Consider the following 12,068-nt stretch of genomic DNA (forward strand, 5'->3'; position numbering starts at 1 on the left):
GCGCATTCTTTCGCAGCTGCGAAAACAAAACTGCGGCAAAACGGCGCAAACGACACTGTAGAAATTGCGACATGAAAAAGTAGCATTTTATACGCGCGTGAACTCGCGCCTTGCGTCGCCTATTGGAGGAAGGGGCGACGGGAGAACTGCATCATCAGGGAGAGGAAACATGGCTTATAAGCTTTTTGCCGTCGTCGCCCTCGCTTCGGCCGCGGCCCTGACTAGTCATGCCTTCGCCGGCGAGCAAGCATCGACCGTCGATTGGAAGTCGCCACAAGTCGTCGGGCAGCCCGGCTACAAGGAAGAAATCGTCAAGCCAAAAGAGGCGGCGGCGCCGCGTCCGATTGGGCAGGATCCCTATGGCGCGCGCAATACGAGCATGTCGTCGGAGAACCGGTGAGGACAGATCGAGCGGTCATCGCGGCGCGCCGCAGCGCCAAATGAGACCGCATCGATTATATAGCCTCGCAGGATAAATTTATGAGCGGCGGACGCGCGTCCGCCGCTTTTTGCATTGCATGATTTTTTGTGGCGATCGCGTGACGATTCGCCCATCGCCTCACGGCTTGATCTGTGACAAAGTTGCAGACGTTCAACGGCGCCTGATGCTCGGTTAGGCGCTCCACATGCGCGAAACTCCGCCAATGATTCGTCGCGCCAGCGACGACAGGAGCGATCGCGACAAACATCACAAGGGAGGGCGCCATGACGACGCGAACACAAACATCGCGCGGTAAATTGCTTGCGGCGAGCGCCGCCGCTTTGCTCCTCGCAGCTGGACTCTCGGCGGCGCAGGCGCAGCAGGGCGGCGCCGAACACGGCGGCATGGATCATAGCAAGATGGATCATGGCAAGATGGATCATGGCGCCATGGAGCACGGCGGCGCCAACGCCCCGGCGCAATGGGCGGACCCCGGCAAGGCGCAATCAGGCGGCGCTGAATCCGGCAAGGCCGAAGAGCAGAAGAGCGAAGCGGGCAAGGCCGACGAAGGTCATGCAGGCCATCACGGCGGCATGTCGGGCATGGGCCAGAGCGGCGGCAAAGGCGGCATGATGGGGGGAATGTCGGGCATGGGCCATGGCGGCGGCAAGGGCGGCGACGGCATGAGCGGCATGTCGCATGCCGGCGGCGGGATGATGAACAAAATGGTCTGCGGCTTCGCCGATCATCTTGAGGGACGCCTCGCCTATCTCAAGGCCGAGTTGAAACTGACCGACGGGCAAACCGGCGCCTGGAACGCCTTCGTCGAGGCGTGGCGCGCCGCGGGGCACAAGGCGAAGCAAAAATGCGACGCCGCCGATATGCGCGCGGACCATTCCAAGCCGGAAGTGTTGAATAAGCTCACGATGATGGAGAACCATATGGTCGACCATCTCGAGGTGGTGCGCGCGCAGAAGGCCGCGATTGAGTCGCTCTTCACCAGTTTGAGCGATGAGCAGAAGAAGACCGCAAATGAGACGCTGAGCGGCATCATGAAGGTCGGCATGTCCATGGGCGACATGATGGGCGACATGATGGGCGGCATGATGGGCGGCATGGGCGGTATGCAGCATTAGTCAGCGTAACTCGCTCCCGGCGGGCCGAAGGCCCGACCGGGAGTGCGCTTGAATAGACAGCTTTTAAGATTGAGTTAGATCGACGGCTTCTGGATTTGCGAATGCGCTTCGCGGCCGCGCGTCTTGAGCCGCTCTACTCCACCGAGAACTCGCGCATCATGCCTGCGTCCTCATGTTCGAGGTTGTGGCAGTGATACATGAATCGCCCCTTGAAATCGCCGAACGGCTTGATGATTCGCAGGCGCTCGCCCGGCGTGACGAGCACAGTGTCCTTTAGGCCGCTGTCGATGAAGCCGTCGCGGATCGAGGCGTAGGCGTCCTCGTCGCCCTCGAAGCTGCGCTCGATAATCTCGAAGGGCTGGCCGTGCAGATGGATAGGATGCGCCATCGACATCATTCCCATCATGCCCATGCCGCCCATCATGCCCATGCCCATGCCCATGCCGCCCATGCCCATGCCGCCCATTCGGCCGCGCATCATGCCGCCGCCCATCATGCCGCGACCTTGCATCCCGCCCATGCCCATCCCGCCCATGCCGCCGTGCTCATGGAAAATTTCGATGAGCTGCGTCGTGTCGACGGGGATGCGCTCGCGTGGCAGGATGTCGTCGTGACCGTAAGGTCGTCCGTTCAGGAACATCGCCATATGCGCCATGGTGATCGCGATCGGGATCGGATCGTCGAGATTGGCGATCTCGTCCTTGCGAAAACGCCGTATCGTCGAGAGCTTCTCCGGAAGCTTCCATGAGTCAATTGAGGTTTTAGTCACCCTGGCCGCAAACAACGGGAATTCCTCGCCCATCGCGAGATCGCTTCCCATCATGCGCTGCGCCATCGGCGGAATCAGACCGTAGAATTCTCCGCTCAACATCGTAAGCTTCGCGCCTTGCGGGCGGCCGCTGAAATCGACGATGAGATCGACGCGCTCGGCGGGCGCGAGCATCACATAGGGCCGCGTCTCCGCCTTCTCCAATAGACCGCCGTCGACGCCGATCACGGTCAGCGGAGTCCGGTCGTCCCAGCACAGTTTGTAGATGCGCGCGTTGGAGCCGTTGAGGATCCGCAGACGATAAGCGCGGCTCGCGACGTCGAGCGTCAAATTGCGTCGTCCATTGACGAGCACGCGGTCGCCATAAAAGCCGAACATGCTGGTATGCATGTCCCCGCCATAGGCGAGCTGATTTTCGCCGTCGAACGCGCGATCCTGAATGACGAGCGGAATTTCAAATTCACCGGAGGGCAGTCCGAGCGCGCGCTCTTGCTCGTCCTCAACGATGATGGCGCCCGCCAGGCCGCGATAGACCTGCGTCGCTGTCTTCTCATGCGTATGCGGATGATAGAAATACATCCCGGCGCGATTGCGGATCTCGAATTCGTAGACGTAAGTTTCGCCCGGATCGATCGCCGCCGTCGGATGGCCATCCATCAGCATCGGCACATGCAGGCCGTGCCAATGCGTGATGGTTTCCTCCGGCAATTCGTTGCGAAGCCGAATGCGAACCTTTTGTCCCTTGGTGAAACGCAGCAGAGGGCCAAGGTAAGCGTCGGGCAGCGCCGTCAGCGCATTCGGCGGACCTTTGATCAGATGGCCGACATAGCGCCACACTCGCGTCGGCTTGCCCGTCAAGATGGACGTTTCGTCGCGCTTGCAGATCAATTCGAGTTCGACGTCCGGCGTGAAGGCGTCGGACGCCCGGTTCGGCGCGATCCGGCGCATCGCATGACCCTGGCCCAAGGCCGGGGCGCCGATCGTCGCCGCTGCGCCCGCGCCGACGAGAAATCCCCGGCGCGACAAAGGCCTAAAGCGTTTCATGCATCCTCCCGAGCAGCGTTCGAGCGCCACTTAAATTAGATAGTGCTTATATATGTGGTCTCAGGTCGTTGATAACTGCGGCAAAAGGCGTCATGTTTTTGCGGGGGCGCGTTTTTGCCCAAAGGCGGCTATAATTGGAGAGTGGCGCCCCCCGGTCACCGACCCAGATCGATTATGCAAGCAGCGGCGGCGCTGGAGCGCGGCTTTCCATCGCAATGAACGACAGCAGCCAACAACGCGCCTTTAGCGCGACCTTGGCCGTGGACGCCCTTCGGCGGCGCCGCGCGCTCGTCGTGCGCCCGCGCTTCCTCATGTTTCTCCTGCTGTGCCTGCTGGCGCATCTGTGCGTCCTCGCGTTCCTGCTCTTGGAGGACTGGCGCTCCGCCCGCGAAGCGCCGCGCATCGTCGAGGAAACTCCCATCGAGGTGATCACCGAACCGCCCGCGCCGAAGCAGGAAGAGCCTCCGCCGCCCGAGCCAGAGAAGCCGCCGGAGCAGCAAAAACAGCAAAAGCCGCCGCCGCCTCCGCCGCCGCTGGAAGAGGAAAAGCCGGCTTTCGACGCCCCGGAGGCCGAGAGCAAGACCAAGTCCGACGTCAACGCGCCGGAGGAGAAGGACCTCAAGTCGCCGAAGAACGCGGAGGAGAAGGACGCGCCCAAGGACGACAAGCCTCAGGGAATGAAGGACGCCGAGGACGAAGACGGAAAGGCGAAGGCTCCGGAAGAGACTAAAGATACGCCGCTCGAGGACAAGAGCGACGCCGAGATCATCGAGCAGGCCGCGCCCGAAAAGAAGCCGCAGGAAAAGCCCGACCCCAACGAAAAGGGGTCGGTGAAGAAGGGCGAGGCGAACTCCATCGCCGATCAGCTCGCGGCGCTCGCGCCGATACCCGACTATAAGCTTGCCGCGCCGCGCAAGTTCTCGCCGGTCGGCGGCGGCCGCGCGAAGACCACCTATCTGACGATCCTCTACGGCCTGATCATGCCGCATATGCGTATTCCGCCACGCGTGCGCGGGAGCGGCGCGATAGGCAGGGGCGCGGTTGTCTTCTACATCGACGAGTTGGGCAATCTCACTCATCAGGCTGTGCACCAGCCGAGTGGCGCGCCCGATCTCGACGCCGCCGCTCTCGCAGCCGTGCGCCGCGCCGCGCCGTTCCCGGCGCCGCCGCGTGGCCTGCCGCACTCAATGATCTTCAGCTACGCGACAAAATGAGTGTTTTCTTGGTGGTGGCGCTTCTGGCGCTTCATTCGCCGCGCTTCTTTACTCGCGGCGCCTCTTAAATAAGAGCCAGTAGGTTGGGAAGAGCCCGAAACCTAAGATCAGGCTTCCCGCACAAAGTGTCCGTTCCGACAGGAAAAGTAGTTTTCGTACGAAACTTAAATCGCCATCTACGGGTAGTAGAGCTATCAAATAGATAAGTCCGTAACATATGAGGCTGCATCCAATAAGATAAAAGCAGAAGTCTCCAAATTTAGGATCAGGGAATCCCTTCGCACGTGCTCGCGCGAACCATACAGGCGGGATTGGCGCTCCAAAATAAATAAATCCCGTGACCACGAAGAATGTATATTCGATGAGCATCCACTCGAAGGAGCAGATTTCAGCGCTCTTTATGAAACCGTGATAAATCGCCCTTTCGAAAAACGGTAGTTCAGCCATATGGAGTATAGGCTTCCGACAAAAATCGGTGTCGGAGGCTAACCTTGGCGCCAGAAACATCCAGACCACTGCGACGAGCATGAAGCCCTGGAACACTTTTTCCTCAATGGGGCTTTCCAGTTCAGTCGCGCCGTCTCGTTCCTCCTCGTTTCTTTTTTCTTCTGCGTTTGATTTTTCCGTTCCTTCCATCATCGAGTCTGCCCGCGTTTCTTGCAGTCGTTATGGATAGGCAAATCAGACGAGCGCAATCGCCGAGACGAGCCGCCCATAGTCCGGCTCGCGGCGATGAACGCTGCGGCGGTAGCTGAAACAGCGCGCTTCATCCGCATAAGTGTCGACGCCGAGGTCTTCGAAGGAGGCGACGTCCAGCGCTTCGACGCGGGAGGCGATGAAGCCCGGCAGATCGAAGGTCGCATGGCCTTCGCGCGCCGTCGGCGTAAAAAAGCGCGAAAAGGACGCGTCGGCTTCGCGAAACTGATCGATGAATTCCGGCCCGACTTCATAGCTCGTCGCGCCGATCGCCGGGCCGAGCGCGACATGGACGTCGGCGCGGCGCGCGCCATGCGCCTCCATCTCTCTGACGGTCGCTTCGATAACGCCGCCGATCGCGCCCTTCCAGCCGGCGTGACAGGCGCCGATGACGGCCGCCTTCGCGTCGGCGAAAAGCAACATCCCGCAGTCGGCGCCGGTGACGCCGAGCGCGAGCGAGACTTCCGCCGTGACGACGCCGTCGCATCGCGGCCGCGCGTCAGCGCTCCACGGTTCGCGCACGGCGCGCGCCTCCGCGGAATGGATCTGGAACGGCACCAGCAGGCGCTCGGCCGCCACTCCGAGACGCGCCGCCATGCGGGCGCGATTCTCCTCGACGTGCGGCGGCGCGTCGCGCGAGCCGACGCCGCCATTGAGCGAGGCGTAGACGCCTTGGGACACGCCGCCGCCGCGGGTGAAAAAGGCGTGGCGAAGGCCGGGCAGGCTGAGATTCCGCGCGGTGAGCGCAGGCGTTTCGAACGTCATCTCGACGATGTTACACGAAAAATCCGGGCAGGTCGGGCATGTCGGGATGTGTCACCGCCATCACTTTGAACAGTCCGCCCATCTGATGGCGCGCATCGTCGACGCCGGTGAGACGTTCGAAAGCGTCGATGATCGACTGCGCCTGTTCCGGCGTCGCCTTTTTCGACAAGGTCTCGGCGCGGCGTTCGATGCCAAGCTGCAGCAGAAATTGCGCTTGCGTCACCGGGCCCATCACCTTGGCGCCGCGCGCGCGGGCGGCGCGCGCCAGAGCCGCGAAATCGACGTGAGCGGTCAGGTCCGCTTCGCCCGGCGCCGCCAGCGGATCGACATAGGCGTGGCGCGACACCGCCTGCAGACTTTCGCCAAGCGATGTCTGCTCATAGCCGTAGTCAATGAGCAGCAGCGCGCCGCCTTGGGCGACGAGCCGCGTGGCGATGTCGCCGATAAGCTTTTGGCTCACGGCGCTGACTTCTATGATCGATCCTTCGCGCGCCGGAACGTTGAGCGTCGGCTCGATCTGATCGGACAGTCCAAAGGCGAGTTCGCCTTGAGCGTCGAGCCCGACAAGTTGTTCGCGCCAGCCGCTGGCGGTCTTGACGAAGTGCCTGACGGGCAGGGCGTCGAAAAACTCATTGGCGAGGATGAAGGCTGGACCGGGCGGCGTCTCGGCAAAATCCAAATGCCATTGCGCCGGCTTTGCGGCCCTGGCCAGCGTCTGGCGTTGCGTCTCGCGCAGAACCGGACTGGTTTCGACGAGATGCACGCTGACGGCGGAAAAGAAGTTGGGCGCGATCGGCGTCACCCGCAGCACGTCCGACATCAGCGTGCCGCGCCCGGGTCCGAGCTCGACGAGCCTAGCCTCATTCGGCGCTCCCGCGGCGCGCCAGGCTTCGGTGACCCAAACGCCGAGCAATTCGCCAAACATCTGGCTGATCTCCGGCGCGGTGACGAAGTCTCCGCCCGCGCCGAATGGATCGCGCGTCATGTAATAGCCGTAGCGCGGATGCGTCAGGCAGAGCGACATGAATCGCTCGAGCGTCATCGGACCGTCATGAGCGATCGTCTCGACGATCTCTCTTTGCAAGGCGCTCATGCCGTCGCGCTCCTCGGGCGCAGCGCGAACATGATCGCCGCCGCGCCAATTAAGACAAGCGGCGCAGAAAGGACCATGCCCATGGTCAATCCATTGGGCAGCGCTTCCTGAACCGGATCGGGTTCACGAAAAAACTCGCAGAAAATGCGCGCCAGTCCGTAGCCGACGCCAAAAAGGCCGGTGGCGAGACCCGGGTGTTTGAGCGCGCCGTGGCGCGCGGCGAGCCACAACAGCAGGCCCAGCGCCACGCCTTCAAGCCCCGCCTCATAAAGCTGGCTGGGGTGGCGCGGGACGTCGCCCGCGCCGGGAAAGACCATCGCCCAGGGAACGTCGGTTTCGCGCCCCCACATCTCCGGCTTGATGAAATTGGCGAGGCGGCCGAAGAAAAGTCCGATCGGCGCGACCGTGGCGCAAATGTCGCTCACGGTGAGCAGCGGCACGCCGCTGCGACGCGCGTAGAGTCCCATGCCGATGATCGCACCGATGAGGCCGCCATGAAAGGCCATGCCGCCCTTCCAGGTCTGGAAAATTTCCAGTGGGTGCGCGAAATAGAACGCCGGATCATAGATCAGCACATGCCCGAGTCGTCCGCCGATGACGACGCCGAAGGCGACGAAGACGAGAAGATCATCGAGAGACTCTCGGCTTGGTCGCGGTTGGCCGCGCCTCCAGAGCGCGTCGTTTGCGGCGAGCGCGCGCAAGCCGAGCCAGCCGAAGATGAAGCCGCCGATATAAGCGAGCGCATACCACCGCAACGGCACGGGCCCGATGTTGACGGCGACAGGATCGATCACTGGAAAGGGAAGCACGAAAATCGGCATTAACCAGGTCCGGGCGCGGGCGCGCGTTTCAAACCTACACGCCCAGCCTGTCTTTTACCCGCCGGCATGACGGATGTCATGTCCGGTCTGAAGCGCTTCAAAACGCGCGCGAGACGCAGATCACGCCGCCATTTTCTGTGACATGAAGCGTCCATAGAAGCTTTCGCCCTTCGCCGCCATGTCGCGCAGCAGTTGCGGCGGCTCGAAACGCTTGCCGTATGTCGCGGCGAGCGTGTCGCAGAGCGCAACGAAGGCCTTCGCGCCCATGCCGTCGATATAGGAGATGACGCCGCCGGTGAAGGGCGCGAAGCCGAAGCCGAGAATGGAGCCGACGTCGGCCTCGCGCGGATCGGTGACGACGCCCTCCGCCATGGCGCGCGCCGCCTCGACCGCCTGCGTGACGAGAAAGCGCAGCTTCATTTCGGCGACGTCGAGCGTATCGGGATCGAGCTCCTTTTGCGCCAGCGCGGAGAGACCGGGCCAAAGGCTTTTCGCTCCATTGGTGTGATAGTCGTAAAAGCCCTTGCCGTTCTTGCGCCCAAAGCGGCTGTTTTCCTCGACCATGAATCGCAGCACGCGTTCTTGCGCGGGATCGACGGAGCCTTCGCCGAGATCCTTCTTGGTCGCCTGCAGGATTTTCCACCCGAGATCGAGCGCGACTTCGTCATTGAGCGACAATGGCCCGACCGGCATTCCGGCCATGCGGGCGACATTCTCGATCATCGCCGGCGGCACGCCGTCGACAAGCATGATCTGCCCTTCGCGAACATAATTGAGCACGCAGCGATTGGCGAAGAAGCCGCGCGAATCGTTGACGACGATCGGCGTCTTCTTGATGATGCGGACGAAGTCGAGCGCCGTGGCCAGCGCGCGGTCGCCGGTTTTCTTGCCGAGGATCACTTCGACGAGCAGCATCTTCTCGACGGGCGAGAAGAAATGGATGCCGATGAAGTTCTCGGGCTTCTGCGTGGTGTCCGCGAGCGATGTGATCGGCAGCGTCGACGTGTTCGAGGCGAAGATCACGTCGGCGCCCACAACTTCCTGCGCGCGCTTGGTGACGTCCGCCTTGACCGCGCGATCCTCGAATACGGCTTCGAGCACGAGATCGCACCCCTTGAGCGCGGCGTAATCAGCGGTCGCGACGACGCGCGCCATCAGCGCATCCTTGTCGGCGGCGGTGGCGCGGCCTTTGCTGACGGAACTTGAGATGAGCTTGTCGATCGTCGCCACGCCCTTGTCGGCGCTCTCCTGATCGCGATCGACAAGAACGACGTCGAGGCCGTTCAGCGCGCTGATATAGCCGACGCCCGCGCCCATGAAGCCTGCGCCGATAATGCCGATCTTCTTGAGATTGGTGGGGCCGACGTCCTTTGGCCGATGTGCGCCCTTGTCCAATTCATTCTTCGAGAGAAACAGCGAGCGGATCATCGCCGCCGCCTCCTTCGAGCGCAGAATATGCGCGAACCAGCGCGACTCGACGGTCAGCGCCTGGTCCATCGGCAATTGCAGCCCTTCATAGACGGCGTGCAGAATGGCCTTGGCGGCGGGATAATTGTCGTAGGTCTCGCGACGGTAGATGGCGTTGGCGGCGGGCCAGATCATCATGCCCGTGGGCGAGAACACTCTGCCGGACGGAGTCTTGAACTCCTTGACGTCCCATGGCGCCTGCGCCTTGCCGCCGTTGACGATGAAGGCGCGGGCGCGCTCGACGATCTCCGCTTTCGGCGCGATTTCGTTCACGAGCTTGGCGCCGAGCGCGGCTCTGGGCTTGATCTGATCGCCCCTGAACAGGAATTGCAGCGCGTCGCCGGTCTGCATGATGCGCGAGACGCGCTGCGTGCCGCCGGCGCCCGGAAAGAGCCCGACTTTGATTTCCGGCAGGCCGACCTTGGTCTTCTCGTCATCGGCCATCACGCGATAATGGCAGGCGAGCGCAAGTTCGAAGGCGCCGCCAAGGCAGACGCCGTGAATGGCGACGGCGAAAGGTTTGCCGCAGGTTTCCAGCTTGCGGTAGAGCAGCGACAATCGGCGCGAGAAGTCGAAGAACTGCTTGTTCGCCGCGTCTTCGCCTTGCTCCTTGAGCGCCTTGGCGTATTGCGCGGCGCCATGCTGCAGCATGGAAAGATCGGCCCCGCCGGAAAAGGCGCTCTTGCCCGAGGCGATCACGCAGCCTTTGACGTCGGGCGCGGCGACCACCGTGTCGATGATCGTCTCCAACTCGTCCATCACTTCGGGGGTGATGACGTTCATCGAGCGCTCGGGCATGTCCCAGGTCGCAAGCGCGACGCCGTCGGGATCGATTACGAATTTGAAATTCTGGAGGTTCATCGAAGACTCCCTTGAACGAGCGATTTGCGGCGCCGAGACCGAACGTATGGACCGTTATTCCGGCAGCGTAACTGCGCCGGCGTCGTCGAGAGGGAAGCCCGGGTTCCACGCGACTTCCCAGAAGTGTCCGTCGAGGTCTCGGAAATAACCCGAATATCCGCCCCAGAATGCTTCTTGCGCCGGCTTTACAATCGTCGCCCCGGCGGATGTCGCCTCCGCAAGAACGGCGTCGACATCCTGTTTCGAGCGCGTGTTGTAGGCGAGCGTGACGCCGCTAAACCCGCGCCCATCGGGCGGCGCTCCGGCGTCCGCCGCCAATTTCAATCGCGGATAAAGCGATATGGCGACGCAGCCGCACTGGAAAAACGAGACGCCCTGCGCCTGTTTGACCGATCGGCGCCAGCCCAGCCGTTCAAAAAAGGCCGTGCTCTTTGCAAGATCGTTCACGCCGAGCGTAATAAGGGAGATTCTTTGTTCCATTATCGTGCGGCTCCGCGCCAGGATCACACCCGCTCCACGATCGTCGCCGTGCCCATGCCGGCGCCGATGCAGAGCGTCACGAGCGCGGTGGATTTCCCCGTGCGTTCCAATTCGTCGATCGCAATTCCCATCAGCATGGCGCCCGTCGCGCCGAGCGGATGACCCATGGCGATCGCGCCGCCATTGACGTTGACCTTGGCGGGATCGAGTTCGAAGGCTTCGAGATAGCGCAGCACGACGGCGGCGAAGGCTTCGTTCACTTCGAACAGATCAATGTCGCCGATGCTCATGCCGGCGCGATGCAGCACTTTCTTCGTCACGTCGACAGGGCCGGTCAGCATCAGCGCCGGGTCCGAGCCGATATTGGCGTAGGCGCGAATCTTCACGCGAGGTTTAAGTCCGTGTCTCTCGCCCGCCTCTTTCGAGCCGACGAGCACCGCCGCGGCGCCGTCGACGATGCCTGAAGAATTGCCGGCATGATGGACGTAATTCAATTTCTCGACTTCGGGATGCGCCTGAATCGCCACGGCGTCGAAGCCGCCTTGCTCCGCATAAAAGGCGAAGGAGGGCTTCAATGCGGCGAGCGACTGCATGTCGGTTCCCGGACGCATATGTTCGTCACGGTCGAGCAGGGTGATGCCGTTGACGTCCTTCACCGGGACGATCGAATGTTTGAAGCGGCCTTCTTCCCACGCCTTGGCCGCGCGCTTTTGCGATTCGACGGCGTAGGCGTCGACGTCGTCGCGCGAGAAGCCGTATTTGGTGGCGATGAGATCGGCGGACACGCCCTGGGGCATGAAATAGGAGGGAATGGCGATCGTCGGATCGACGGGCCAGGCGCCCCCCGACGCGCCGATGCCGACCCGGCTCATGCTCTCGACGCCGCCGCCGATCGCAAGATCATGCTGGCCGGACATGATTTCGCCGGCGGCGAAATTCACCGAGTCCAATCCGGACGCGCAGAAGCGGTTGATCTGCACGCCGGGCACTTTGTAGGAGTAGCCCGATGAAATCGCCGCGGCGCGGGCGATGTCGCCGCCGGCCTCCCCAACCGGATCGACGCAGCCGAGGATCACGTCGTCGATTTCGGGACCTTCGAGCTTGTTGCGTTTCCTGACCGCCTGCAGCGCCGTGACGGCGAGGCCGAGCGAAGAGACCTCATGCAGCGAGCCGTCCGGCTTGCCGCGGCCTCGCGGCGTGCGAACGGCGTCATAAATAAAAGCGTCGGCCATATCGTCTCCTGTAGCGGCAGTCGGCGGTCGGGCTTCGGCAGTAGGAGGTAACAACTGCCGACTGCCGAA

The 12,068-nt window shown here is 62.4% G+C and carries 11 protein-coding genes; 3 read left to right on the forward strand and 8 right to left on the reverse strand.

Annotation, left to right across the window (positions count from 1 at the left end; all coding sequences use genetic code 11):
* Positions 1-169 precede the first annotated feature (169 nt).
* Entirely contained in the window at positions 170-400 is a 231-nt protein-coding gene (locus ACR65W_RS15185) for a hypothetical protein (RefSeq protein ID WP_434500365.1), read from the forward strand.
* Positions 401-705: 305 nt separating this feature from the next.
* On the forward strand, positions 706-1,557 hold the full coding sequence (locus tag ACR65W_RS15190) for a Spy/CpxP family protein refolding chaperone (protein WP_434500366.1): 852 nt from the start codon (positions 706-708) through the stop codon (positions 1,555-1,557).
* A gap of 133 nt (positions 1,558-1,690) precedes the next feature.
* Here the strand turns inward: ACR65W_RS15190 and ACR65W_RS15195 are convergent, their stop codons facing one another.
* A complete protein-coding gene (locus ACR65W_RS15195) occupies positions 1,691-3,370 on the reverse strand; it encodes a multicopper oxidase family protein (protein WP_434502783.1) in 1,680 nt (559 codons plus the stop codon).
* Between the two features lie 215 nt (positions 3,371-3,585).
* On the opposite strand from ACR65W_RS15195, the gene ACR65W_RS15200 reads away from it, so the two are divergent.
* Positions 3,586-4,584: a TonB family protein gene (locus ACR65W_RS15200; protein WP_434500368.1), complete on the forward strand. Its 999-nt coding sequence runs from the start codon at positions 3,586-3,588 to the stop codon at positions 4,582-4,584.
* Between the two features lie 48 nt (positions 4,585-4,632).
* Here the strand turns inward: ACR65W_RS15200 and ACR65W_RS15205 are convergent, their stop codons facing one another.
* The 7 genes from ACR65W_RS15205 to ACR65W_RS15235 form a co-directional block, all read right to left on the reverse strand.
* Positions 4,633-5,223 (reverse strand): hypothetical protein, encoded by a 591-nt coding sequence (locus ACR65W_RS15205; protein WP_434500369.1) that lies wholly within the window; start codon positions 5,221-5,223, stop codon positions 4,633-4,635.
* Between the two features lie 42 nt (positions 5,224-5,265).
* Positions 5,266-6,045, reverse strand: coding sequence for a polyphenol oxidase family protein (locus ACR65W_RS15210; RefSeq protein WP_434500370.1), 780 nt, complete (start codon positions 6,043-6,045; stop codon positions 5,266-5,268).
* A gap of 10 nt (positions 6,046-6,055) precedes the next feature.
* Entirely contained in the window at positions 6,056-7,138 is a 1,083-nt protein-coding gene (locus tag ACR65W_RS15215; protein WP_434500371.1) for a class I SAM-dependent methyltransferase, read from the reverse strand.
* Positions 7,135-7,959 (reverse strand): prolipoprotein diacylglyceryl transferase, encoded by an 825-nt coding sequence (lgt, locus tag ACR65W_RS15220; protein ID WP_434500372.1) that lies wholly within the window; start codon positions 7,957-7,959, stop codon positions 7,135-7,137. Before lgt ends, ACR65W_RS15215 begins: the two co-directional genes overlap by 4 nt.
* 120 nt (positions 7,960-8,079) lie before the next feature.
* Positions 8,080-10,287: a 3-hydroxyacyl-CoA dehydrogenase NAD-binding domain-containing protein gene (locus tag ACR65W_RS15225; RefSeq protein ID WP_434500373.1), complete on the reverse strand. Its 2,208-nt coding sequence runs from the start codon at positions 10,285-10,287 to the stop codon at positions 8,080-8,082.
* Between the two features lie 54 nt (positions 10,288-10,341).
* A complete protein-coding gene (locus ACR65W_RS15230; RefSeq protein WP_434500374.1) occupies positions 10,342-10,767 on the reverse strand; it encodes a VOC family protein in 426 nt (141 codons plus the stop codon).
* A gap of 23 nt (positions 10,768-10,790) precedes the next feature.
* Positions 10,791-11,999 (reverse strand): acetyl-CoA C-acetyltransferase, encoded by a 1,209-nt coding sequence (locus ACR65W_RS15235; protein ID WP_434500375.1) that lies wholly within the window; start codon positions 11,997-11,999, stop codon positions 10,791-10,793.
* Positions 12,000-12,068: the final 69 nt, after the last annotated feature.

This window comes from Methylocystis sp., assembly GCF_051062815.1.
In the GTDB taxonomy this organism is placed as follows: Bacteria; Pseudomonadota; Alphaproteobacteria; order Rhizobiales; family Beijerinckiaceae; genus Methylocystis.

Bases quoted from the DNA above. Each gene is read 5' to 3' on its own strand.
- ACR65W_RS15210 (WP_434500370.1), bottom strand. From the start codon at position 6,045: ATGACGTTCGAAACGCCTGCGCTCACCGCGCGGAATCTCAGCCTGCCC.
- ACR65W_RS15225 (WP_434500373.1), bottom strand. From the start codon at position 10,287: ATGAACCTCCAGAATTTCAAATTCGTAATCGATCCCGACGGCGTCGCG.
- ACR65W_RS15215 (WP_434500371.1), bottom strand. From the start codon at position 7,138: ATGAGCGCCTTGCAAAGAGAGATCGTCGAGACGATCGCTCATGACGGT.
- ACR65W_RS15195 (WP_434502783.1), bottom strand. From the start codon at position 3,370: ATGAAACGCTTTAGGCCTTTGTCGCGCCGGGGATTTCTCGTCGGCGCG.
- ACR65W_RS15190 (WP_434500366.1), top strand. From the start codon at position 706: ATGACGACGCGAACACAAACATCGCGCGGTAAATTGCTTGCGGCGAGC.
- ACR65W_RS15200 (WP_434500368.1), top strand. From the start codon at position 3,586: ATGAACGACAGCAGCCAACAACGCGCCTTTAGCGCGACCTTGGCCGTG.
- lgt (WP_434500372.1), bottom strand. From the start codon at position 7,959: ATGCCGATTTTCGTGCTTCCCTTTCCAGTGATCGATCCTGTCGCCGTC.
- ACR65W_RS15205 (WP_434500369.1), bottom strand. From the start codon at position 5,223: ATGATGGAAGGAACGGAAAAATCAAACGCAGAAGAAAAAAGAAACGAG.
- ACR65W_RS15185 (WP_434500365.1), top strand. From the start codon at position 170: ATGGCTTATAAGCTTTTTGCCGTCGTCGCCCTCGCTTCGGCCGCGGCC.
- ACR65W_RS15230 (WP_434500374.1), bottom strand. From the start codon at position 10,767: ATGGAACAAAGAATCTCCCTTATTACGCTCGGCGTGAACGATCTTGCA.
- ACR65W_RS15235 (WP_434500375.1), bottom strand. From the start codon at position 11,999: ATGGCCGACGCTTTTATTTATGACGCCGTTCGCACGCCGCGAGGCCGC.